The 22,494-nt window shown below is 65.5% G+C and carries 21 protein-coding genes; 5 read left to right on the top strand and 16 right to left on the bottom strand.

The window, feature by feature from the left end; genetic code table 11:
• Positions 1 to 28: 28 nt before the first annotated feature.
• Together ACP7AX_RS05770 and ACP7AX_RS05765 are read right to left on the bottom strand one after the other, a co-directional pair.
• Positions 29 to 847 carry a DUF2382 domain-containing protein gene (locus tag ACP7AX_RS05770; protein ID WP_426225711.1) on the bottom strand — a complete coding sequence of 273 codons (819 nt, stop codon included), beginning with the start codon at positions 845 to 847 and terminating at the stop codon, positions 29 to 31.
• 152 nt (positions 848 to 999) lie between these two features.
• A complete protein-coding gene (locus tag ACP7AX_RS05765; RefSeq protein ID WP_131681747.1) occupies positions 1,000 to 1,254 on the bottom strand; it encodes a hypothetical protein in 255 nt (84 codons plus the stop codon).
• A 159-nt stretch (positions 1,255 to 1,413) separates the two neighbouring features.
• On the opposite strand from ACP7AX_RS05765, the gene ACP7AX_RS05760 reads away from it, so the two are divergent.
• Positions 1,414 to 2,838, top strand: a complete 1,425-nt coding sequence (locus tag ACP7AX_RS05760) for a mycothione reductase (RefSeq protein WP_131681908.1) — start codon at positions 1,414 to 1,416, stop codon at positions 2,836 to 2,838.
• Positions 2,839 to 2,871: 33 nt separating this feature from the next.
• Here the strand turns inward: ACP7AX_RS05760 and ACP7AX_RS05755 are convergent, their stop codons facing one another.
• The 7 genes from ACP7AX_RS05755 to ACP7AX_RS05725 all read right to left on the bottom strand — a co-directional run bounded on the left by ACP7AX_RS05755 (position 2,872) and on the right by ACP7AX_RS05725 (position 13,462).
• Complete coding sequence (locus ACP7AX_RS05755; protein WP_131681748.1) at positions 2,872 to 3,849, bottom strand: aldo/keto reductase; 978 nt, start codon at positions 3,847 to 3,849, stop codon at positions 2,872 to 2,874.
• A gap of 10 nt (positions 3,850 to 3,859) precedes the next feature.
• Positions 3,860 to 4,420, bottom strand: coding sequence for a hypothetical protein (locus ACP7AX_RS05750; RefSeq protein WP_131681749.1), 561 nt, complete (start codon positions 4,418 to 4,420; stop codon positions 3,860 to 3,862).
• On the bottom strand, positions 4,417 to 5,034 hold the full coding sequence (locus ACP7AX_RS05745; RefSeq protein WP_131681750.1) for a DUF402 domain-containing protein: 618 nt from the start codon (positions 5,032 to 5,034) through the stop codon (positions 4,417 to 4,419). Before ACP7AX_RS05745 ends, ACP7AX_RS05750 begins: the two co-directional genes overlap by 4 nt.
• A complete protein-coding gene (gene dxs, locus ACP7AX_RS05740; RefSeq protein ID WP_131681751.1) occupies positions 5,031 to 7,004 on the bottom strand; it encodes a 1-deoxy-D-xylulose-5-phosphate synthase in 1,974 nt (657 codons plus the stop codon). Before dxs ends, ACP7AX_RS05745 begins: the two co-directional genes overlap by 4 nt.
• A 128-nt stretch (positions 7,005 to 7,132) precedes the next feature.
• A complete protein-coding gene (gene acnA / locus ACP7AX_RS05735) occupies positions 7,133 to 9,943 on the bottom strand; it encodes an aconitate hydratase AcnA (protein ID WP_426225710.1) in 2,811 nt (936 codons plus the stop codon).
• A 166-nt stretch (positions 9,944 to 10,109) separates the two neighbouring features.
• Positions 10,110 to 11,489: a class I SAM-dependent RNA methyltransferase gene (locus tag ACP7AX_RS05730; protein ID WP_426225709.1), complete on the bottom strand. Its 1,380-nt coding sequence runs from the start codon at positions 11,487 to 11,489 to the stop codon at positions 10,110 to 10,112.
• Complete coding sequence (locus tag ACP7AX_RS05725; protein ID WP_426225708.1) at positions 11,486 to 13,462, bottom strand: APC family permease; 1,977 nt, start codon at positions 13,460 to 13,462, stop codon at positions 11,486 to 11,488. The genes ACP7AX_RS05730 and ACP7AX_RS05725 overlap by 4 nt, the downstream gene beginning before the upstream one ends.
• A 118-nt stretch (positions 13,463 to 13,580) precedes the next feature.
• Between ACP7AX_RS05725 and ACP7AX_RS05720 the strand changes: the two genes are divergently transcribed.
• Together ACP7AX_RS05720 and ACP7AX_RS05715 are read left to right on the top strand one after the other, a co-directional pair.
• A complete protein-coding gene (locus ACP7AX_RS05720) occupies positions 13,581 to 14,252 on the top strand; it encodes a potassium channel family protein (RefSeq protein ID WP_426225707.1) in 672 nt (223 codons plus the stop codon).
• Positions 14,252 to 14,998: a potassium channel family protein gene (locus tag ACP7AX_RS05715; protein ID WP_426225706.1), complete on the top strand. Its 747-nt coding sequence runs from the start codon at positions 14,252 to 14,254 to the stop codon at positions 14,996 to 14,998. The genes ACP7AX_RS05720 and ACP7AX_RS05715 overlap by 1 nt, the downstream gene beginning before the upstream one ends.
• Here the strand turns inward: ACP7AX_RS05715 and ACP7AX_RS05710 are convergent.
• The 4 genes from ACP7AX_RS05710 to dut all read right to left on the bottom strand — a co-directional run bounded on the left by ACP7AX_RS05710 (position 14,965) and on the right by dut (position 17,544).
• A complete protein-coding gene (locus ACP7AX_RS05710; protein ID WP_426225705.1) occupies positions 14,965 to 15,807 on the bottom strand; it encodes a DUF3159 domain-containing protein in 843 nt (280 codons plus the stop codon). The genes ACP7AX_RS05715 and ACP7AX_RS05710 overlap by 34 nt on opposite strands.
• The gene (locus ACP7AX_RS05705; protein WP_426225704.1) at positions 15,804 to 16,166 is read right to left on the bottom strand and encodes a hypothetical protein; all 363 of its coding nucleotides are present in this window, start codon (positions 16,164 to 16,166) and stop codon (positions 15,804 to 15,806) included. The genes ACP7AX_RS05710 and ACP7AX_RS05705 overlap by 4 nt, the downstream gene beginning before the upstream one ends.
• Positions 16,159 to 16,896, bottom strand: a complete 738-nt coding sequence (locus ACP7AX_RS05700; protein WP_426225703.1) for a DUF3710 domain-containing protein — start codon at positions 16,894 to 16,896, stop codon at positions 16,159 to 16,161. Before ACP7AX_RS05700 ends, ACP7AX_RS05705 begins: the two co-directional genes overlap by 8 nt.
• 150 nt (positions 16,897 to 17,046) lie before the next feature.
• Entirely contained in the window at positions 17,047 to 17,544 is a 498-nt protein-coding gene (gene dut, locus ACP7AX_RS05695) for a dUTP diphosphatase (RefSeq protein ID WP_426225833.1), read from the bottom strand.
• 160 nt (positions 17,545 to 17,704) lie between these two features.
• On the opposite strand from dut, the gene ACP7AX_RS05690 reads away from it, so the two are divergent.
• Positions 17,705 to 18,193 (top strand): DUF3093 family protein, encoded by a 489-nt coding sequence (locus tag ACP7AX_RS05690; protein WP_131681761.1) that lies wholly within the window; start codon positions 17,705 to 17,707, stop codon positions 18,191 to 18,193.
• A gap of 178 nt (positions 18,194 to 18,371) precedes the next feature.
• Positions 18,372 to 19,778, top strand: coding sequence for a septation protein SepH (gene sepH / locus ACP7AX_RS05685; protein WP_426225702.1), 1,407 nt, complete (start codon positions 18,372 to 18,374; stop codon positions 19,776 to 19,778).
• Positions 19,779 to 19,782: 4 nt separating this feature from the next.
• On the opposite strand, the gene ACP7AX_RS05680 is transcribed toward sepH, so the two are convergent.
• The 3 genes from ACP7AX_RS05680 to ACP7AX_RS05670 are packed head-to-tail and all read right to left on the bottom strand — an operon-like array spanning position 19,783 to position 22,484.
• Positions 19,783 to 20,502: a thymidine kinase gene (locus tag ACP7AX_RS05680; RefSeq protein WP_426225701.1), complete on the bottom strand. Its 720-nt coding sequence runs from the start codon at positions 20,500 to 20,502 to the stop codon at positions 19,783 to 19,785.
• Positions 20,495 to 21,736: an alkaline phosphatase family protein gene (locus ACP7AX_RS05675; protein ID WP_426225700.1), complete on the bottom strand. Its 1,242-nt coding sequence runs from the start codon at positions 21,734 to 21,736 to the stop codon at positions 20,495 to 20,497. Before ACP7AX_RS05675 ends, ACP7AX_RS05680 begins: the two co-directional genes overlap by 8 nt.
• Position 21,737: 1 nt before the next feature.
• Complete coding sequence (locus tag ACP7AX_RS05670; protein ID WP_131681765.1) at positions 21,738 to 22,484, bottom strand: DUF5998 family protein; 747 nt, start codon at positions 22,482 to 22,484, stop codon at positions 21,738 to 21,740.
• Between the last annotated feature and the right edge of the window lie 10 nt (positions 22,485 to 22,494).

Below are 22,494 nucleotides of genomic sequence, written 5' to 3'. Positions count from 1 at the left end.
CACCGAAAGATGGGCTAGCGGCGCCGCCCTAGCGGCGGCGGGTCTCGTCGATCCCGTCAGTCTCGATGCGCTCCTGGCGGACCTCTTCATCGACCTGCACCTGATCCGTGACGGTGTCCTTGTCGAGCCGGACCCGCTCCACCGGAACAGTCTCCTTCTCCACCACCGGACGTTCCTCATGAAGGATCACTTCGTGTTCCTCTTCGCTGAGGTCCGGGCCGGACATGGCCGAACCCCGGTTGGTATCGGTGATCGGTTCGCGTTCCAGCCTGACCTCTTCGCGCTGCACCGGCACGGTCTTCGTGACGTGTTCGGTGGTGACGTACTTGCGCAGCCGGACCCGCCCGGTGGCTTCCCGCTCTGTGCCGATGTTGACCCGCTCTTCAGAGCGCGTCATCGCGTCATCAGTGGTGGGTCCGGACGTATCCCGGCCTACGGCGCCGCGGGTATCGTCACTGTCGGACGTACCGGCGCGTCCGGTGGCAAGGCCGGCATCGGAGCCCCTGGTTGCGTCGGTGTACGTCTTTGCACCGCCGAGCTGGTAGTGCTGGTAAAGCCGGTCCTCCTCGGCGGGATCCAGATGGCTGTCCGTGTCAATGCGCGGGGCGTCCTTCACCTGGTCCTTGCTGTAGGGAACCACGAGGTCGTTGCCCTCAACTCTTGCGGTCTCAAGCGGCACGAATGACTCGGACGTGCCGAACAGGCCGGTCTTCACCGTGACCCAGGTCGGCTGGCCATTGTCGTCGTCGGCGTAGACCTCCCCGATGGAGCCGATCTTGTCCCCGTCAGTGGAGAGGACGTTTCCGTTCTTGCTGAGCAGCTGGTCGATGTGTTCCTTGGCGAGCATGGTGCCTCCTTGGCTTCGATCTTGCGTGGCTTGTGCATTCCCCCGAGCACTACCCTAAGCATGCTTACTATCCATTTGGCAAGCATACTTATTAATATTTCGTTTCGAAGCTGCGGAAATCACGCGGCCGGGACGGGCCCTGAAGGCCGGGTTCAGGGGGCGCTGCCGTCCTGTGGTTGCTTGGCCTTACCGGCCGCCGCTTCACGGTTTGGCTCCGCCGTGGCTCCGCCGTGGTGCTCGTCGTGGTGCTCGCTCTTGTGGCGCGCCTCCTCCAGGTGGTGCTCCAATTTCTCCTCGGCCTCGCGGCGGCGCTGGCCGACGGTCCGGATCTGCTGGGTGGTCGGTTGGGCGTGCGCGTGCTGGTGGGGGCCGACATCGCGGGTGCTCTCAATGTGGTTCTCGCTCATAATGGCATCGTCCCACCGGTCGCCAACAACGGGAAGAGCCTGCCGGCACGGAGTTCGGCCCATATCAACCGGCCCCCTCGGCCAGGCAACCGGTCGTACGATGTGAGGATGCGCGCCCCGGGGTAAGGGACGCGAATGACCCTTTCGAAAGGCCGCACCATGCCCCACTACGATCTCGCCATCATCGGTTCCGGATCGGGAAACACGCTGATCACCCCGTTCTGGGACAACAAGCGGGTGGCGCTCATCGAGGGCGGGGTCTTTGGCGGCACGTGCGTCAATGTCGGCTGCATTCCAACAAAAATGTTCGTCTACCCGGCGGGCCTGGCCGCAGTGCCCGCCGAAGCGTCCCGTCTCGGCGTGGAACTGACGCTGGAGAAGGTCCGGTGGAACGCCATCCGCGACCGGATCTTCGGCCGCATCGACGCCATCTCCGAGAGCGGACGACGCTACCGGGACGAAGAACTGGACAACGTCGACCTGTACCAGGAATTTGTCCGGTTCACCGGCCCCCGCTCCCTCCGCACGGAGTCCGGCACCGACATCACGGCCAGCCAGGTTGTGGTGGCTGCAGGCTCCCGTCCGGTGCTGCCGGACGTCCCGGGCATCCACCTCCCCCAGGTCCATACCTCCGACACCGTCATGCGCATCGATGGCCCGCCGCGGCAGGTTGTGGTGGTGGGCGGCGGCTACATCGCCGCCGAGTTCGCCGCCATCTTCCACGGCTTCGGCTCCGAGGTGGTCCAGGTCAACCGGTCACAGCGCCTCCTTCGCAACAATGACGAGGAAATCTCCCGGCGTTTCGCCGAGGCTGCCGACCGCCGCTGGAAGCTGGAACTTGGCTTCTCCCTCCGCGCTGTGGAGGACACCGGGAACGGCAGGGTCACGGCCGTTTTCGACGACGGCGAGGGCAAGCAGTTGCGGCTCGAGACCGACATCGTGCTGATGGCCACCGGACGCGTGCCCAATTCGGACCGGTTGGATGTTGAGGCAGCAGGCTTCGACCTGGGCGCCGACAAGACACTTTCCGTCGATTCCCGGCTCCGGATTCTCTCCAACGGCGAACCGCTCGACGGCGTCTATGCCCTCGGTGACATCGCCAACCCGTACCAGCTCAAACATGTGGCTAACCGGGAGGCCCGGGTTGTGGCCCACAACCTGGAAAACCCGGACCGGCTGCGCCCCATCGACTACACCGCCGTACCGTTCGCCGTCTTCACCGACCCCCAGATTGCGGCCGTGGGGCTGACCGAGGAGGAAGCCAGGTCAGGGGCCGCAGAGGGAACCGAGATTGTGGTGGCCGTCCAGGCGTACGGCAGCACGGCCTACGGCTGGGCCATGGAGGACTCAGAGGGCATCGTGAAGCTGGTTGCGGAGAAGCCGACCGGCCGCCTGCTGGGTGCCCATATCCTCGGCCGTGAAGCTTCCATGCTCATCCAGCCGCTAATCCAGGCGATGGCTCTGTCGACGCCGGTGCACGCGCTGGCCCGCGGACCATACTGGATCCACCCGGCGCTGACCGAAGTGGTGGAAAACGCCCTGCTGGCACTGGATGTGGACATCCCCTCGGATGCGCCGTTGTAGCGCTGACCTGCTTTAGCCAAGCCGTGCACCCGCCTAGAAGAGCGCGGCTCTGGGGACCTTAGGAAAAATGTCATCGAGTTCGGCGAGATCCACGGCGGACGGCACCCAGGCAGCGGCTTCGGCGTTCTGGCGGATCTGTTCGGGCCTGGTGGCTCCCGCGATCACGCTGCTGACGGCGGGCTGGGCCGCGAGCCAGGAAAACGCAACCTGGATCTCGGTGAGGCCGCGTCCTGCCGCGAAGGAACTGAAGCGCCTGAGCTGGTTCCAGTCGGCGTCGTGCACCATGTTCGTGCGGGTGTGGCTCAGCCTGGAACCCGCCGGCGCTTCACCCGGCGAGTATTTGCCGGTCAGGAGTCCGTTGGCGAGGGGGAAGTACGGCAGGACGCCCAGGCCGTAGGCTTCGGCCGCCGGAGTGACCTCGAGCTCGGCCCGCCGGTCCAAAAGGTTGTAGTGGTTCTGGCTGGAGATGAACCGGGTCTTTCCGGCGGCCCGGGCAACAAACTCAGCCTCGGCGATCTGCCAGCCGGCACGGTTGGAGTGCCCGATGTAGCGGACCTTGCCGCTGGTCACCAGGTCATCGAGCGCGCTGAGCGTTTCCTCGATGGGCGTCAGCGGGTCCGGGGTATGGAACTGGTAAAGGTCAATCCAGTCCGTGCCAAGCCGGCGGAGCGAGGCCTCGGCGGCACGGACAATGTACCGGCGGGAGCCCCTGGCACCGTAGTCGGGACCGTTGGCGCCGCGCATGTTCATGCCGAACTTGGTGGCCACCACTGCTTCATCGCGCCTGCCAGCCAGGGCCTTGCCCAGCATGGTTTCGCTGAGTCCCGGTTCGCGCCCGTAGTTGTCCGCGACATCGAACAGGGTCACGCCTGCTTCCAGGGCCGCCTGTACGACGGCGTCGCAACCGGCCTGTGACTCGGTGGCCGTGTTGGCCCGGCCCAGGTTGTTGCAGCCGAGCCCAACCACGGAGACGGCGAGCCCGGAGTTGCCCAGGCGGCGGTATTCAGGCAAAGGAGTCCCCCTAGAGGCTGAAGCTGTTGGCCGGCTTCGCGGAGTACTTGAGCTTAAAGTTTTCCGGTTCGCTGAAGGGCGCGGCGCCGATGCTTAGTTTGGTGAAGTCCAGGTCCTCCCCGCGGGCGCAGACCTTGATCGCGTTGACTGCCTTGTTCACCTCGGGGCAGAGGCAAAAGATGTTCAGCTTGTAGTCGCTGAACTCCGAACGCTCCACTGTGCCCAGCCCGCGCCAGGCAAGGTGGCTGATCAGCGCGTCCTTCGCCTTCTCCTCCAGGTAACGGTCGCGGTCCGTACCCTCTTTGGTCTTGAGGGCGAACTGCGCCACAACCCAGAACTGCTCCTCATCGGGAATTTCAACGAAGCCGTCCTCCGCGCACTGCACGGCAAAGGCATCCATCAGTCCTTCAGCCCCGGCAGCGTCGGGAACATCGGTTTCTTCGGTTTTGCTCTGGTGGCCTACCACGCCGTAGTTCATCACAAACTGGCTGTAGTCCTCATCGAACCAGCCTTCACGGAAGTGCAGTACTGCCTCTTCGTCCCGTTTGTAGACCCTGATAATTCCGCTCATGACCGTCCCTTCGTGAACCACTGAACGTCTGTACCGTCGAATGGTGCCTGCTGCGCCTTGACGGCCTGATAAAGCTCATCCGCGGCCACCTGGATATCCTCCACCAGCTGGTCCGGGTAGTTCATGCTGACGCGGTGCTCCGCGAATTCATCCTGGTCATCGATGAAAACGCCGCGCTCAGCCATCCGGATGACGTCAAGATCCATGTCAATCACATGGAGTTCGGTGACGGAGGGCCTGATGTCCGTCCATTCGTGCGCGACAGCCAGATCCACGTAGACCCTGACCCCGTTGGGGTGCGCGTCATCGTAGAAGGTGGCAACCCAGTCACCGGACCGCGGCACCAGCAGGACGGCGTCGGACCGGGTGTAGAAGGCAGCGCCCGGCCGGGAGCAGAACTCGTTGGTCCCCTGGAAGATCCACCAGCCGTGCCGGTCCTCGCCAAGGTACCGTCCGGGGACCACCCAGTGGGCTTTTCCGTTCCATTTCCTGTTCCGGGCCACCACCAGCTGGCCCGGCTTGAGTCCGGCCGGAACACGGGTGGTGCTGCTCGGGTGGACCGGCGCATTTTCCCCCACGGCGCCGGGATACTTGAGGGCGTCTTCGTCCCTCACAGGATCGGGAGGCTGCCGGTGGTGGGGTGCTCCTGGCCTGGCAGGGGACGTGCAAACGGGACCTTTGTCCCCAAAACCTGCGCGACGACGTCGTGCGTTATCTGCTGGGCAGTCAGGCCGACCCGTTCCATGACCTGGCTGCGGGTGCCATGGTCCAGGAATTCCGCCGGAAGGCCTACCTCGTTCAAGGCGGTATCAACCCCGGCCGCACGCATTTCCTGCCGGATCCGTGACCCCACGCCGCCGGCCCTGACGCCGTCCTCGATGCAGATCACCAGCCGGTGGTGGGAGGCCAGGGCAATGATGGACCGGCGCACGGGAAGTACCCAGCGCGGGTCCACCACCGTGGTGCTGATTCCCTGCGCGCCCAACCTGTTGGAGACGTCGAGGGCGAGTTCAGACATGGCTCCGACGCTGACGATCAGGACATCGTTCTCTGTGGAACCCGCCGGCCTGCGGGCCAGCACGTCGACGCCGTCTGAAAGCCGTTCGATGGCTTCCACTTCGGCGCCCACGGTTCCCTTGGAGAACCTGACGACGGTGGGCGCGTCATCGATGGCCACCGCCTCGCGGAGCTCTTCACGCAGCCGCGACGCATCACGGGGGGCCGCAAGGTGCAGTCCGGGAACAATCTGCACCATGGCCATGTCCCACATGCCGTGGTGGCTCGCGCCGTCCGGGCCCGTGACGCCGGCCCGGTCCAGGACGATGGTGACGCCGGCTTTGTGCAGGGCAACGTCCATCAGGAGCTGATCGAAGGCCCGGTTCAGGAAGGTGGCGTACACGGCCACTACGGGGTGGAGCCCGCCGAAGGCCATGCCCGCCGCTGAGGTGAGGGCATGCTGCTCCGCAATGCCGACGTCGATCACCCGGTCCGGGTGCTTTGCGGCGAACTTGTGCAGGCCTACAGGGATCAGCATCGCGCCGGTGATGCCCACGATGTCGGAGCGTTCATCGGAGAGGGCCGCGATCTCATCAGCGAAAACCGAGGTCCAGGACTGCGCCCCGGAGGCTCCCGTGGGTTCACCGGTTTCGGGATCGATGATGCCCACGGCGTGGAACTGATCGGCCTCATGGGCCCGGGCCGGGGCGTACCCGTGGCCTTTTTCGGTCATGGCATGGACGATCACTGGACCGGCGTAGTTCCGGGCGGTGGCGAGGGCGTGCTCCATGGCCTGGAGGTTATGGCCGTCCACCGGGCCGATGTACTTCATGCCCAGGTCCTCAAACATCCCCTGCGGCGCCCACCAGTCCTTGATGCCCTTTTTCATTGCATGCAGGCTCCGGTAGGTGAACTGGCCCACGGGGCCGCCGTTCTGAAGCTTCTTCTTCCACCAGTCCAGGGTGCCTTCGTAGGCAGGTGCCGCCCGGAAGGAGTCGATGGTGGGGCGCAGCGAAGCCAGGTAGTCCGCGAAGCCGCCAACGGTGGGCGCATAGGAGCGGCCGTTGTCATTGACCACAATCACCACACGCCGGCGCTTGTCAGCTGCAATGTTGTTGATGGCTTCCCAGGCCATCCCGCCGGTCAGTGCACCGTCACCCACGACGGCGACGACGTAGCGGTCGCCTTCGCCGGTGAGTTGCCGCGCCCGGGAGATGCCGTCCGCCCACGACAGAGACGAGGACGCGTGTGAGCTCTCCACGATGTCGTGCGCGGATTCGGCTCGGGAGGGATACCCGGACATGCCGCCCTGCTGGCGCAGCGTGCTGAAGTCCTGGCGGCCGGTGAGGAGCTTGTGGACATAGGACTGGTGGCCTGTGTCGAACACAATGCTGTCACGGGGCGAATCAAAGATGCGGTGCACGGCGAGCGTCAGTTCCACAACGCCGAGGTTGGGGCCGAGGTGCCCACCGGTCTGGGAGACGTTGGTGATCAGGAAAGTCCTGACCTCAGCGGCCAGCTCTTCGAGCTGTTCCGGGGACAGTTCGTTCAGGTCCTGCGGATTCCGGATGGTGTCCAAGATTCCCAATGACCCCTCCTTCGGGTGGTAGACGTGCCTGTTAACTCTAACGCCTTGGCTCAAATGCAAAGCCGAAGCCCCGGCAGGTCGGTGACCGGCCGGGGCTTCGGGAGTTGCTGCTTGGGTTCAGATTCCGGCTATTTGGCCGAGATCTGGCGCAGGACGTACTGCAGGATGCCGCCGTTGCGGTAGTAGTCGGCTTCACCCGGGGTATCGATGCGGAGAACTGCATCGAAGGACTTGGCGGAGCCGTCTTCTGCGGTGGCCGTGACCTTGAGCGTCTTGGGGGTGGTGCCCTCGTTCAGGGCGGTCACACCCTCGACGGCGAAGGTCTCGGTACCGGTCAGTCCCAGGGTGGCAGCGGACTCGCCGGCCGGGTACTGCAGGGGCAGGACGCCCATGCCGATCAGGTTGGAGCGGTGGATGCGCTCGTAGCTTTCGGCGATGACGGCCTTGACGCCCAGGAGTGCGGTTCCCTTGGCTGCCCAGTCGCGGGATGAGCCGGAGCCGTACTCTTTGCCTGCCAGGACCACCAGCGGGGTGCCGGCTGCCTGGTAGTTCTGGGCGGCGTCGTAGACGTAGGCCTGCGGACCGTCAGCCTGGGTGAAGTCGCGGGTGAAGCCACCCTCAACGCCGTCCAGGATCTGGTTCTTGATGCGGATGTTCGCGAAGGTGCCGCGGATCATGACTTCGTGGTTGCCACGGCGGGAGCCGTAGGAGTTGAAGTCCTTGCGCTGCACACCGTTGGCCAGCAGGTACTGGCCTGCCGGGGTGTCGGACTTGAAGGAACCGGCCGGGGAGATGTGGTCGGTGGTGACCGAATCGCCCAGCTTCAGCAGAACGCGGGCACCGGTGATGTCGGTGACCGGCTCCGGGGTGGCCTTCATGCCGTCGAAGTACGGGGGCTTCCGGACGTAGGTGGAGTTCGGATCCCAGGCGAAGGTGTCGCCGGCGGGGGTGTCGAGCGCCTTCCAGCGTGCATCGCCGTCGAAGACTCCCTCATAGCCGCGGGCAAACATGTCCTTGTCGATCGAGGAATCGATGACCTGCTGGACCTCGGCCGGGTTCGGCCAGATGTCCTTCAGGAAGACGTCGTTGCCTGCTTCGTCCTTGCCCAGGGCGTCGGTATCGAAATCGAAGTCCATGGAACCAGCCAGGGCGTAAGCGATGACCAGCGGCGGTGAGGCCAGGTAGTTCATCTTCACGTCCGGGTTGATGCGGCCTTCGAAGTTTCGGTTGCCGGAGAGCACCGCAGTGACGGAGAGGTCGTTGGCCTGGATGGCCTCGGAGATCTCGGCGTCCAGCGGGCCGGAGTTGCCGATGCAGGTAGCGCAGCCGTAGCCGACGATGTAGAAGCCCAGCTTCTCCAGGTACGGGGTCAGGCCCGACTTGTTGTAGTAGTCGGTGACAACCTTGGAGCCCGGGGCCACGGAGGTCTTGACCCACGGCTTGGACGTCAGGCCCTTGTCCACGGCGTTGCGTGCCAGCAGTGCTGCGGCGAGCATCACGGAGGGGTTGGACGTGTTGGTGCAGGACGTGATCGAGGCGATGGAAACCGCTCCGTGGTCCAGCTCGAACTCGCGGCCGTCTTCGGTCTTGATGTGGACCGGGCTGCTCGGGCGTCCGCCGGCTCCGTTCGCGGCGGACTCAACACGGCTGGTCTCGGTGGTGTGCGAGTCAGCGTGTGTAAAGGACGGCGCGTCAGAGGCCGGGAAGGATTCGTCCAGGGACTCGTCCACACTGCCGTCTTCGATGGCGACGTAGTTGTGGATGTCCTTGCGGAACTGTTCCTTGGCATCGGTCAGCTCAATGCGGTCCTGGGGACGCTTCGGGCCGGAGATGGAGGGAACAACCGTGGACAGGTCCAGTTCGAGGTACTCGGAGAACTTGATCTCACGTGTTGGATCGTGCCAGAGGCCCTGTTCCTTGGCGTACGACTCCACGAGCGCAACGTTGGCGTCGGACCGGCCGGTGAGGCGCAGGTAGTCCAATGTGACGTCGTCGATCGGGAACATTGCGGCGGTGGAGCCGAACTCGGGGCTCATGTTGCCGATCGTGGCGCGGTTTGCCAGCGGCACAGCCGCGACGCCTTCGCCGTAGAATTCGACGAACTTGCCCACCACACCGTGCTTGCGGAGCTGCTCGGTAATGGTCAGCACAACGTCGGTGGCGGTGGCGCCGGCCGGGATGGACCCGGTCAGCTTGAAGCCCACCACTCGCGGGATCAGCATGGAAACAGGCTGTCCCAGCATGGCTGCTTCGGCTTCGATGCCGCCAACGCCCCAGCCCAGGACACCCAGGCCGTTGACCATGGTGGTGTGCGAGTCGGTGCCAACGCAGGTGTCCGGGTAGGCGCGCAGGGCACCATCAACCTCGCGGGTCATGACCGTGCGGGCCAGGTATTCAATGTTGACCTGGTGCACAATGCCGGTTCCCGGCGGAACAACTTTGAAGTCGTCAAATGCGGTCTGGCCCCAGCGGAGGAACTGGTAACGCTCCCCGTTCCGCTGGTATTCGATCTCCATGTTGCGCTCCAGTGCGCCGGAGTTGCCGAAGGCGTCGATCTGCACGGAGTGGTCAATGACCATTTCCGCAGGAGCGAGGGGGTTGACCCGCTTGGGGTCACCGCCGAGTTCCTTGACCGCTTCACGCATTGTCGCCAGGTCCACCACGCAGGGGACGCCGGTGAAGTCCTGCATGATCACGCGGGCAGGCGTGAACTGGATTTCTGTATCGGGCTGGGCATTGGGATCCCAGCCAGCCAAGGCGCGGACGTGATCGGCAGTGATGTTCGCGCCGTCCTCGGTCCTCAACAGGTTTTCAAGCAATACCTTGAGGCTGAACGGAAGGTTTTCTGCACCTTCAACGGAGTTCAACCGGAAAATTTCGTATTCGGTTCCGGCTACATTAAGTTTGCCTTTTGAACCGAAGCTGTCCACAGTGCTCATCGCAGGACTCCTCTCGCAACAGTTTCATCTTTGTCGCGCGGTAGACCGCTTGCTAGTTAGGCAGGCCTTATTAGTGCCGGCCCAAGAAAGTTGCAGGAGGTCGGCCGCGAAATACGGGGCGCGACGTGGGATTACTCCGCCAATAGTAGTCGAAATAGTTCCCGTGTCAGCGGCCAGGAGTAAGCAAGGCGACCGTCTCCAGGTGGTGGGTGTGCGGATACAGATCGAAGGCCCGCAGCCCGGACAGGGACCAGCCCGCCTGCTGGAAGTACCCCACGTCCCTGGCGAAGGATGCCGGGTCACAGGAGACGTAGGCAATGGCCCGCGGACCGGCGGCCACCAGCTGGTTGACCACAGCCTTGCCGGCGCCGGCACGCGGCGGATCAAGGACCAGGGCATCAAAGTTCCGCGGTTTCTGGCGGAGTACGCGTTCCACCCGGCCTTGCACGATCTCCACCTGCGGCGCTCCATGGAGGTTTTTGCGGGCGTCCCGGCTGGATCCGGGGGCTCCCTCCACTGACAGAACCGAGCCCGTCTCCCCCACCGCGTCAGCCAGCGCGGCAGTGAACAGCCCTGCGCCTGAGTAGAGGTCAGCCACCACCGAACCGGGCGCCAGGAAGCCTCCGTCCTGGAGGAATTCTGTGACTGCCCCCACAAGCGTCCCGGGCGCGTCGCGGTGGATCTGCCAGAAACCGGCGCCGCTCACCCGGTAGTCGTGGCCCGCTGCGGTCTCCTGGACCCAGGTCCGGCCGCGCAGCTGCTGGACCTCGTCAGTGAGCGGTTCGAACGTTGCCACCGAAACGTCCTCGGGGAGTTGGGCGGCAATGGCACTGAGCCGCTTGGGTTTTGTTCCCGGCACCGGAGCGAGCAGCACCAGCGGGCGCGAGCCGTTCGACGGCGCTGCCACCTCCACCCGTGCGATGCCCTGCAGATCGATGTCCCATAACCGCAGCCGGTTGATGCCGTCCACCGCCAGTGGCATTTCCCGGACCGGGATGATCTGGTCTGAACGGTGGGCGTGCATGCCCGGTTTTCCTCCCGTGGTGACCGAGAAGCTCGCGCGGGTCCGCCACCCGAGGCCAGTTCCGGCGTCGTACGCGGAACCCTGTTCCCGGGAGCCGCCCACGGCTTCCACTTCGGGGGAACGCTCGACGCCGGCGAGCCGCTGGAGCTGCTCGGCGAGTACCGCCGACTTCAGCGCGCGCTGGCGGACCAGGGAGATGTGGCCGAATTCGGCCCCGCCCACCGGCGGGTGGCCGTGGCTCCAGGCGCGGCCGGAGTCTGCGACATGCCAGAAGTGCGCGGTCCGGTCCGGAGATGCCTCCAGCACCTCCACAACATCGGCGCGCCAGAACTTGGCGGCGTCACCTGCGTCCGTCAGGCGGACCCGGACCTTCTCCCCTGGAATGCCATGGCGGACAAAGATCACCCGGCCATCATGGCGGGCCACGCAGTGTCCGCCGTGGGCCACCGGGCCGACGTCGAGCACCAGCTCAGGAGGGGCTGCCGGGGCAGTTGCGGACGGTGTCTGTGTTTCGGGGGTCATCTAGTATCCTGCAGGTTCTTGGCTTCTTCGGATGATTTCAGCTGCCACGGGACACTGGCCACCATCACGCCAGGTTCAAAGTGGAGCCGGGTTTTAATGCGCAGCGCCGTCTGGTTGTGGACCAGCTGCTCCCACCACTTACCCACCACGTACTCGGGGATGTAGACCACCACGAGGTCGCGGGGGGAATCGCGGCGCATGTTCTTCACATATTCCATGATGGGCGTAACGGTCTCGCGGTAGGGACTGGCCAGCACCGTCAGCGGCACGGGGATCTCGAGCTTTTCCCAGTCCGCCACCGTCTGGGCAGTTTCCCCGGCATCGATGTCCACGGTGATGGCATCCAGGCGGGACGGCCGGGACGCCCGGGCGTAGGCCAGGGCGCGGAGGACCGGCTTGCGGACGTGTGAAACGAGAAGGACTGCGTGGACCCTGGACGGCAGCGCCCGCGGGGAGGAGTCCTCGTCCACGGCCAGTTCCTTGGCCACGTTGTCGTAGTGCATGCGGATGCTCCACATGATCAGGAACAGCGCCACCATTGCCAGCAGCGCGATCCAAGCTCCCTGCTCGAACTTGGTGACCAGGACGATGATCAGCACCAGGGCCGTCATGCCGAAGCCGATGCTGTTGATGGTCCGCGATTTGACCATCCTCCGCCGGACGGCTTTGTCCTTGGCCAGCTTCAGCTCCCTCCCCCAGTGCCTGATCATGCCCAATTGGCTGAGCGTGAAGGAGATGAAGACGCCCACGATGTAAAGCTGGATGAGCTTGGTGACATCGGCGTTGAAGGCGAGAATCAGCACCAGCGCACCCGCGGCAAGGGCCAGGACGCCGTTGCTGAAGGCCAGCCGGTCACCCCTGGTACGCAGCTGGCGCGGCAGGTAGCCGTCCTGGGCGAGGATGGAGCCCAGGACGGGAAAGCCGTTGAACGCGGTATTCGCGGCGAACACCAGGATGACGCCCGTGGCCGCCACCACAACGTAGAAGAGGATGGAGCCGGGACCGAAGATGGTCTGCGCGATCTGGCTGATGGCCGGGCTCTGGATGTATCCCTCGGGCAGCGGCAGTCCATCGACGAGGAATTCCGTGGCCGGGTCCAGCACAATGTGGACCCGGGTGGCGTTGGCGAGATAGATGATGCCCGCCAGCATCGTTGCACCGATTACACCGAGCAGCAACAAGGTGGTGGCCGCGTTCTTGCTCTTGGGCGCCTTGAAGTTCGGCACGCCGTTGCTGATGGCCTCAACCCCGGTCAGGGCCGCCGCGCCGGAGGAAAAGGCCCGCAGCAGCAGGAATGCTCCCGCCAGGCCCACCAGGCCTTCGTCGAATCCTGGAGCCGGCACGATCGTGAAGTCCGCGGACGGCGCCTGGCCCAGCTGGCCGGTGGCGGCCTGGAAAATCCCCGTTGCGGTCATGCCGAGGATCGAGGCCATAAAAATGTAGGTGGGGACGGCGAAAAGCGTGCCGGCCTCCTTGACGCCCCGGAGGTTGACCAGTGCCAGGAGGACGACGCCGATGGTGGCTATCAGGGCCTGTTGCCCGTGCAGGGACGGCACTGCCGTGGTGAGGTAAGCGGCCGCCGAGGACATTGAGACGGCCACTGTGAGGACGTAGTCCACCAGGAGCGCCGACGCTACCGTCAGTCCGGCGTACTTGCCCAGGTTGTCGTTGGCGATCTCGTAATCGCCGCCGCCGGACGGGTAGGCGTGCACGTTCTGCCGGTAGGAGGCCACCACTGTCAGCAGCACCACCATGACGGCCAGGCCCACCCACGGGGAAAAGGCCACGGCACTGACACCGGCGAGGGCCAGCGTGAGCAGGATTTCATCCGGCGCGTAGGCAACAGAGGACAGTGCATCTGAGGCGTAAACGGGAAGTGCGATCCGCTTGGGAAGCAGCGTGTGGGCGAGCCTGTCGTTCTTGAAGGGCCTGCCCACCAGCACCCGTTTTACGGCATTCAGTATTGTCAGCACTCCACAAAGCTAGTCTGATTCCCCGCCCATGTCATGACGGCCTCCGCGCGGCTCCGGGCGGTGCCATGCCGGTAGAGTTCTAGCAGCAGCAACAGGCTACGGAACTTGAGGAGAAACGGTGGCGCATTTCGTGATCATGGGATGTGGCCGGGTGGGGGCGACTCTGGCACACACGCTGGAGGACGCCGGTCATTCCGTGGCCATCATTGACCAGGATGACCGTGCGTTCCGCCGGCTTCGGCAGGGCTTCACCGGGCGGAAAGTCACGGGTGTGGGTTTTGACCGGGACACCCTCCAGCAGGCCGGTGTGGCGGAGGCTTACGCCTTCGCCGCGGTGTCCAGCGGGGACAACTCCAACATTTTGGCCACCCGGGTGGCGCGCGAAACCTTCCACGTCCCGCATGTGGTGGCGAGGATCTACGATCCCGGCCGCGCGGAAATCTACCAGCGGCTCGGAATTCCCACCGTGGCTGCCGTGCGCTGGAGTGCTGACCAGGTGTTGCGGCGCATCCTCCCCGAACAGCACCTGGCCGGCGATTTCCGCGAGCCGTCCGGCCGGCTGGTACTCGCTGAAGTGGATCTGGATGCCGGCTGGATCGGCCACCGGGTCAGTGAGATCGAGAAGGCCGCGGACATCCGCGTGGCGTACCTGACCCGGTTCGGTGAGGGCATGCTTCCCGAGCCCGGCACGTCATACCAGGACGGCGATACAGTCCACGCCATGCTGCCTGTGGAGCGCAGTTCCCAGGTCGCACAGATCCTGGCCAAAGCACCTGTCAAGGAGTTGTAGTGAAGGTTGTTATTGTCGGCGCGGGGAGCGTGGGGTCTTCCATCGCCCGGGAACTCCTGGCCCACAAACACGAAATCCTGCTGATCGACCTCAAACCTGAGGTGATCGGCCGAAGCGGCCTGCGCGGCGCGCATTGGCTGGTGGGTGACGCCTGCGAACTCAGCACCCTGCAGGGCGCCAAAGTGGAGGAAGCGGACGTCGTGGTCTCCGCTACGGGCGATGACAAGGTGAACCTGGTGGTCTCGCTCCTGGCGAAAACCGAGTTCGGTGTGGGGCGCACGGTGGGCCGCGTCAACAATCCCAAGAACGACTGGATGTTCAACGACTCCTGGGGCGTTGACGTTGCCGTCAACACCCCCCAGCTCATGACGGCGCTGGTGGAGGAAGCCGTGGAGATCGGTGACCTGGTCCGGTTGCTGACGCTGCAGACCGGAGTGTCCTCCCTGGTGGAGTTCACGGTTCCGCACGACTCCCATGTCATAGGCCTGACGGTGGGCAGCATCGAGTGGCCCGAGGACTCCACTCTGGTGGCGATCCTCCGGGACCATGCGCCCATCACTCCCAGCCGGGATGACGTGATCGACGGCGGCGACGAGCTGTTCTTCGTCACCACGATCGCCGCCGAGGACGAGCTGCGTGCGCTGCTGTCCCCCGAGTCAGCTGAACCTTCCGGGGACGCCCTCCCGGAGGAAGGTGTGCAGGTAGCCGCGGCTCAGGTTCCGGAGGACGACGGCTTCGAAGGCTGATCATCGGCGGCGGGAACCGGGCGGGTGATCAGCCACGCAATCCAGACGCCGAGGATGTAGAGCGGTGTACTCATGATCAGCCGGGTGGTGGCAAGGGCCGCCAATCCGTCCGACCCCATCAGGTACAGCGGAACCTGGACCACCAGGCGAAGCACCAGGACGCCGACGATGATCCACGTGCCCAGGCGGTACGCCCTGAGGCGGACCGGATCCTTGCGCCAGTCCAGGCCCTCATTGCGGATGAATCCGAACAACAGTCCCGCCACAGGCCACTTGATGGCGATCGAGATGACCATGGCCACGATGTACACGGCGTTGGTGATGAAGCCGGGCAGGTAAAAGTCCTCCGCCTTGCCCGTCGTGTTCGCCAGCCAGGCCGAGATGCCCACCCCGACCACTCCAGCCAGGGCCTGGGTCAGGGGGCGGCGCTGGATGAGGCGGACCACTGTGAACGCAGCCGCCGATGCCAGGGCCGCCACCAGCGACAGCGTCAGGTCACGGGTGAGAGTGAACGTGACCAGGAACAGCAGTCCAGGCACAATGCTCTCGGCGATGCCCTGGTATCCCCCGGCCGTCTTGAGGACATCGATCCGGCCGTCGTGGGTCCGGTGAAGGCCTGCCTGGGCTGCGTAGCCCTCTGCCAGACCTGCAATGGAGGCAGGCTCCGTGCCGGCTGGTCCCGTGCCTGATTGTGCTTGGCCTGATTGCGCTTGGCCTGATTGTGCTTGGCCTGATTGTCCCGGGCGGGCCGGGCCGGAGGCGTGCTGCTGGTCCGCGCCGGAGGACGGGTCTGGCTGGGACGGGGTCATTCGTGCTCCTGGCGGGAAAGTATTTCGTAGCGTGGATTAAAGATGGTGGGCAGTCCCTGGCTCAGGACCAGCATGCCCTCGATGCGGACTTCCGTCCCGGCTTCTATGCCGGGAACCTTGCGCCGCCCCAGCCAGACCACCCGCAGCCGGCCCCGGGTCCCCGGTGCCTGCTTTGCCCCGGACCGCTGGGGCCCGGGATCCGAGACGATAGCGGAGAACGCGGGGTTCTGGTCTACCGGCACGTAGGTGACCGATTCAATGAAACCGTGACACACCACCCGTCCGCGCTCCGGAAGGCTGCTGACAGGTACGCCGGCCTCCCCTGACGGGCCGGCCGGACCATGGCGGGAATCAGCCAATCTGTGTGACTTCCGGACCACGCTCGGGTTGCTGGAGATTCGGGGCAGCAGGTGCTTCCGGCGCGGGAGGCGGCGGGGTGGGGCTGGCGTCCTTCGGCAGCCGGAGCTGCAGCAGGTCCCGCGGCGGCATGGGGCTGTCCCCCCTGATCACCACAATCTGGCGGAACAGCGATTCAAGAGGAGCCGCTGCCGCACGGTCCATGGCTGCGTCGCCGCCCAGGACTCCGCGGAGGAACCAACGCGGGCCGTCGACCCCGATGAAGCGCGCCACCCGGTACCCCTGGCTGCCGTCGGCCGCGCCGGCGGGCAGTTTGGCAATCAGTTCGGACCCGAATTCGCCTTGGATTTCCTCAACCTGTCCGCCCTGGCTTCCCACTGACTGACCGATCTGGTCACGGATTTCGTCCCAGAGGCCTTCGCTCTTAGGAGCAGCAAAGGCCTGAAGCTGCAGGCTGGATCCGTTCAGGTCCATCGTCACCGCCACCACACGCTGAGTGGCCTCCTCAACTTCGAGCCGGAGCTGGAGCCCCTCACTCGGCGCGATCAGCAGGGCGCCGAGGTCAACGTAGCCGTCACGGCTGGAGATTTCGGAGACGTCGAACGGGCCGGTTGCCCTCCCGGCGCCCTCCGAAGCCTTGTCAGCGTAATCCGATGATTCCGCTGAGGCAGCGGCCTCATCCGGTTCGGCTGCCTGGTCCTTCTTCGATTTCCTGCCGAGCCCAAAAACCATGGGGTTCGTCTCCTTTGTTGTTAACGTGCATGGCGGCTGTTCAAGTACCTGGCGGCCGGATAAGCGCCTGGCGGCCGGTGGTGCCGGGCGGCCGCCGAAAGTCTTCGCCACCACGGGCAACCAACGCCGGGCCGGCCGAACAGGCGGGGGTCAGGCTGGGGGTGAGGTAAATCCGCCGGTTGAGCCGAATCCGCCGGCTCCCCGCACGGACCCGCTGAGATCGTTGACGGGGACAAACTGCGCATACTCCACCCGCTGGATGACCATCTGTGCAATTCTATCGCCGCGTCGCAGCTCGATGGCTTCCCGCATATCAGTATTGAGCAGGGTCACGGAAATTTCGCCGCGGTAGCCGGCGTCCACCGTCCCCGGCGCGTTGACAATGGTCAGCCCATGCTTCGTTGCCAGGCCCGAGCGGGGGTGGATCAGTGCCACAAAGCCGTCCGGCAAAGCAATGGAAACTCCGGTGGGCACCAGCTTGCGCTCGCCCGGATGCAACACCACGTCCTCGCGGGCCCGCAGGTCCGCCCCCGCGTCGCCTGGGTGCGCGTAGGACGGAAACTCAAGTCCGTCGTCGAGCATTTTCAGCTGCACCTGGAGCGTGGGGGCTCCATAGGGAACGGCAGCATCCGGCGCAGCGCCGGGCAGGGTGTTCGCCGGAGCGGATTCGACAGCGGGTTCAACAGTGGCAAGTTCGTCAGTCACAGTCACACACTCTAACGCCCAGCCGCAGTTCCGACCTAGAATCGCCCGGCCGCCCGGAGGTACCCAAGATGAAATAGCCAGGCAAAGATGGAAAGCTGTTGGCATGCCCGATCCCAGTTCCACTGCCCCTGTCCCCAGCGCGTCCCCAGCCGGCACTCCGGCCATCTTTCGGGAGAGGCTGTGGCCGAACATCTGGATCTGGATCATCGCGGCGGGAATCTCCGGCGCGGGCATCCTGGTCTTCGCTCCGATCAGCATGGCTGCCGGCTACATCGCCGCGGGCGTGCTGTTCACCATTATTGCCGCCATGCTGCTGACGTCCACGCCCACCATACTGGTCACCCCTGAGGCACTGACAGTAGGCCGCGCCACCATCGAGCGCCGCTTCATCGGCGGCGTGGAGGCGTTCCGTGGCAAGGAAGCCACTGCCCAACGGGGAACGAAGCTGAACGGGCTCGCTTACCTCTGCATCCGGGGCTGGATCGATCCCGTGGTCCGGATCGAAATCACCGACCCCTCAGACCGCACCCCTTACTGGCTGGCATCCTCGCGCCGGCCGGACGAACTGGTGACCGCCCTTTCAGGGCAGTAGCCGGCGGCTCAGCCTTCGCACTCCCTGCAGTAGAAGTGTCCGTCCTTTTCCCTGGCTATCCGCCTCCGCAGCACGGGAAAGTCCCGGAATATCACGGCGCGCCCTTGCTCCTAAGGCAAAAGAGCTGCCGTCGGTGGCAGAGTTTCGATTGATAGTAATGCCAGGGTGGAGGATTTGTATGCAGGATCTACGGCTTGTAGGCGTACACGACGACGGGGAGCATCTCCTGTTGAGCGGCGCCGGCGGCGAGATGTTCCAGCTGCCGATCGATGAAGCACTGCGGTCGGCCAGCCGGTCTACCGCGAAACCAGCGGCCACGGCCGTGCCTATTGCCATGTCCCCGCGGGACATCCAGGCGCGGATCCGCAGCGGTGCCACTGCGGCCGACGTGGCGGAGCTTTCAGGGCTGCCCCTTGCCAAAGTGGAGCGCTATGAGGGTCCGGTGCTGGCCGAGCGTGAGTACGTGGCCCAACAGGCCCGGAAGATCGAAGTGGCTTCCCCCTCCCCTGGCCATGACACCTACCGCTCCGTTTTTGGTGACAACCCGGCGTCGCTCCAGGAAATGGTTTACCACCGGCTCTCGGCCTACGGCGTTGAACCGTCCACCGTGGAGTGGGATTCATGGCGACGCCCGGACGGCAGCTGGACCGTGGCTGCCCGTTTTGAAGCCAACAAGGGCCGTACCGCCGGGATCGGCGAGGAGCCGCCCGCGCTGTGGACCTTCAGCCCGGCCCGCAAATCGCTGCAGAACGCCAACCGCTGGGCGCAGCAGCTCAGCGAGCTGGAGCCCATGGACGGGCCTGTCCCAGCCCGCCGGCTGACGGCCGTTTCGGACCGGCCTTTTGATTTTGAAACCGACGCGGAAGCGGCCGCGCGCAACTCAACCGGCCCGCAGTCCGTCCCCCCGTCCAAGGAATCGGACGGCCTCCTGGACATGCTCCGGTCACGCCGCGGCCAGCGCCTGGGTGTGGACGAGGACGCGGACGACGCCCTGGCACTGCTCCTGACCCACGGGGTGCCCGCGGCGCATCCGCGGCCGTCGGAGGTAGCGGAGCCGGAAACCGGCTCACGGGACCACGGTGCCCGGGACAACGGAGCGCGGGAGGCCCAGGAAGGTGCTCCCGCAGACGCAGACAATACGGACGCGGCAGCGCCTGCCGCCCCGGCGGATCCACTGACCCGCAAGCGGGAAGGCAGGCCGTCCATGCTGTCCCGGCTGAGCCTGATCCCGCCGCACCGGGAACCTGAAGATGACGTGCTGAAACTGCACGACGGCGTCAGTACAGACACCCGGGAAATCACCATTGTGGCGTCCCCGCTACGTCCGGCAGGCCCTGTGCCGCCGTCGCAACCGCGCAGCGACTCCACACCCGAGCCGTCCGAGTCACGTAACCCGACGCTCAGCGTGGGCCTGGATGAACTCCTCGGCGGTGGAAGCCCCCGCCGGTCCTCGGATTCAGAGGGTTCCGGCGAACCTGGTTCACGCGGGGAAGACGCCGACCTGCCCGAACGGCAGCCCGCAAAACCGAAGCGGTCCACGGTCCCCAGCTGGGATGAAATTGTTTTTGGAACCCGGAGGGACTGAGTTCTCAGGCTGAGGTTTCGCCGGATCCGCGCCACAGGCACGCATCCACCTCGAAGGGCAGCAGCGGATCCTGCCGTGCCATGATGTTCGCGCCGTGCGCCGTGACCCGCCGCATGTAGTGCCGGCGGCACAGGGTCTCGTAGCCCACTACCGGCGCCTGGCCGCCGCCTCCCGCTGAGGCATGATCAGTGCCCATTTCCACGTCACCCACCACCACCTGGGCGCCTTCCATGACCATCACCCCGTCCACCGTGCGGGCATTCTGGGTGGCCCGGCGCCCGCACCAGCACAGCGCCTCGACCTGGAGTACCTGCACGCGGTCTGCAAGTTCGATCAGCCGCTGGGAACCGGGAAAGAGCCGGGCGCGGAAGTCAGCCGTGATGCCGAAGGCAAAAACGTCCACCTCCATCTCATCCACCACCCGGGCCAGCTGCTCCACCTGCGCTGGCGAGTAGAACTGGGCCTCGTCACAGATCAGGTAGTCAACGCGTTTGCCTTTGGTTCGCCGGTTGACTACTTCGTCCCAGAAGTCTGTGGCGTCGAGGACCTCCACCGCGTCGGTCTCCAAACCCAGGCGGCTGGAAATCCTTGACCCGCCGGCACGGTCGTTGCGGCTGAAGCGGACCCCGCCCCGCCCTCTGGCCCGGTGGTTGTAATCCATCTGCAGGGCAAGGGTGGACTTGCCGCAGTCCATGGTGCCGGAGAAAAACAGCAGCTCAGCCACGGACCGGACGCCTGCCTTCGGCGGTAAAGAACAGCAGCGGTACTTCGCGTTCCGCCTTGGTCAGGGAGCCGTGCTGGCCCACAACCTCCATGGCCGCGGGCCTCACCCGGCGGGTGTCGTAAAGGGCCAGGGCGTCCCGGGCGGCGATCATGATGTCGCCGATCCGCGGTTCGACGGCGGGGCGCACAGTCCCGAAGAGTCCCGCAGCGATGGCGTCCTCACGGGTGAAAGCCCAGATCCTGTCACCGAACCGGGCACGCCAGGCTTCAAGCAGGCGTTGCCGTCCCGCGGTGCCGGCTCCGGGCTCGAGGTAGAGATGCACCATCCGCGGCTCCCCCGCCGTGTGCCGTACGCCGTCAATGAGCGAGGGGTCCGCGGAGTAGTCGATGCGCTGCGGTTCGGGTACGTCGAGCATGCCGTGGTCCGCGGTCAGCAGCACAGTGGTTCCCGCGGGAAGGGAGGCGTTGAGCCGCTTGACGGTGGCATCCAGTTCCTCCAGCTGGTGTTCCCACTGTTCCGACTGGCAGCCGTACCGGTGGCCGGCCTTGTCCAGTTCGTTGACGTAGAAGTACATCAGGGAGGGCCCGGCGGTAGCCATGGCTTCTGCTGCAGCGGCGGTGCGGGCATGGGAGGTGGTAGCGGAGACGAAGCGTCCGCCGCGGAGGGCTGCCCGTGTCATGGGGGAATCGCCGAACTGCGGCAGGCTGACGGTAATTACGTCAAGGCTCTGCGCCGCCCGCTCAAAGACCGTGGGAAAGGGCTGCCAGGTGGCAGGGTCCACGCCGGCATCCCAGTTGCCCAGCATGTTGACCACTTTGTCCTGTTCGGGGTCCAGGACGTCATAGCCCACCAGTCCGTGCTGGCCCGGGGGGACGCCGGTGCCGAAGCTGGAGAGGGCGGAAGCGGTGGTGGAGGGGAACGTGGAGTCCAGCCACACCGGAATCTCCCCTTGGCCTGCCTGCATCCTGGACCGCAGGAAGGGTGTGTGGGCGGACTTCTGTTTCAGGAGGTTCCGGCCCAGGCCGTCAGCGAGGACAACGCACACGCGCGACGCCGGCGGGAGGCCCAGGGTGTTGCTGAAACCCTCCGCTCCCAGGCTGGCTGCCGCGCTGGTCAGAACCTCCGCGACGGAGCGCCGGCCAAACGCAGGCGGGGGCGGCATATTTGGCGGGACAGCTGTTCCCGGGGCGGGAGCACCTGCGGCGGAGAGGGTCGTCTTTCCTTGGTCGGGCATCTCAGCGCTGCTGGTGGCCGCGGCTCAGCCGGTTCCCGAAAACGCCCGTCCTGGGCCGGGGCTGAAGGGTTTGGCCGTTGTGGGCCACCGGGGCCGTGGAGCCGGTGTTCACTGCCCGCAGGGCACGGGCGAAGAGCTTGGCGTCCTGTACGGCCTGCAGGCCGTCGGCTTCGGCGCTGATGCGCAGGACGATGTCCTCCTGGGCGATGGTTCCGCTGTAGCCGTGATCGGCCTCGCACTGAGGATCCCCGCAGCTCGCGGGCCCCATGTCCAGCCGCTGGCCGCCGGACCAGGCGATGGCGAGGGTGACCTCCCGGACAGGATCGGAGGGTTTGTAGTCCTGTGGCTGGGAGTACATGTAGCTGAGGACCACGGACCTGATCTGCGCCACGGGCACGGATTCGGTGGAGATCTGGGCGACGGTCTGTTCGCCGGCTTCATCGAGCTGCTGATCGTCCACGTGGGTGATGACCAGCATGTCCGCGGTCAGGACCAGCACGGTGATGTGCCGGCGGACCTCGGCCCGGTCGAAGTGGGTCTCCAGGTGCACCAGGTGGGCCACGCATTCGCGGCCATCCAGGGCGTCATCAACGACGTCGGCCACCAGAAGCGGGTAGAAGCCGGCCTTTTGGAGCGCGCCGTCCAGGGTCTGCCCCTGCGGCGTGTGGCTGTGTGAGCTGTGCGGGCGGGTTGCCAGGTTGTCACTGCCGGGCGTGGAAGGCGTTGACTGCGGAGGCTGTGAGCTCATTCCCCCATTT

The sequence above is a fragment of the Pseudarthrobacter sp. DSP2-3-2b1 genome, assembly GCF_049895945.1.
Classification (GTDB): Bacteria; Actinomycetota; Actinomycetes; order Actinomycetales; family Micrococcaceae; genus Arthrobacter.
This window is presented reverse-complemented; position numbering and strand designations above follow the sequence as displayed.

Excerpts from the sequence above, each read along its gene's own strand:
- ACP7AX_RS05770 (WP_426225711.1), bottom strand. The coding sequence starts at position 847 with ATGCTCGCCAAGGAACACATCGACCAGCTGCTCAGCAAGAACGGAAAC.
- ACP7AX_RS05765 (WP_131681747.1), bottom strand. The coding sequence starts at position 1,254 with ATGAGCGAGAACCACATTGAGAGCACCCGCGATGTCGGCCCCCACCAG.
- ACP7AX_RS05760 (WP_131681908.1), top strand. The coding sequence starts at position 1,414 with ATGCCCCACTACGATCTCGCCATCATCGGTTCCGGATCGGGAAACACG.
- ACP7AX_RS05750 (WP_131681749.1), bottom strand. The coding sequence starts at position 4,420 with ATGAGCGGAATTATCAGGGTCTACAAACGGGACGAAGAGGCAGTACTG.
- acnA (WP_426225710.1), bottom strand. The coding sequence starts at position 9,943 with ATGAGCACTGTGGACAGCTTCGGTTCAAAAGGCAAACTTAATGTAGCC.
- ACP7AX_RS05730 (WP_426225709.1), bottom strand. The coding sequence starts at position 11,489 with ATGACCCCCGAAACACAGACACCGTCCGCAACTGCCCCGGCAGCCCCT.
- ACP7AX_RS05710 (WP_426225705.1), bottom strand. The coding sequence starts at position 15,807 with ATGACCCCGTCCCAGCCAGACCCGTCCTCCGGCGCGGACCAGCAGCAC.
- ACP7AX_RS05700 (WP_426225703.1), bottom strand. The coding sequence starts at position 16,896 with ATGGTTTTTGGGCTCGGCAGGAAATCGAAGAAGGACCAGGCAGCCGAA.
- ACP7AX_RS05690 (WP_131681761.1), top strand. The coding sequence starts at position 17,705 with ATGCCCGATCCCAGTTCCACTGCCCCTGTCCCCAGCGCGTCCCCAGCC.
- sepH (WP_426225702.1), top strand. The coding sequence starts at position 18,372 with ATGCAGGATCTACGGCTTGTAGGCGTACACGACGACGGGGAGCATCTC.
- ACP7AX_RS05675 (WP_426225700.1), bottom strand. The coding sequence starts at position 21,736 with ATGCCCGACCAAGGAAAGACGACCCTCTCCGCCGCAGGTGCTCCCGCC.
- ACP7AX_RS05670 (WP_131681765.1), bottom strand. The coding sequence starts at position 22,484 with ATGAGCTCACAGCCTCCGCAGTCAACGCCTTCCACGCCCGGCAGTGAC.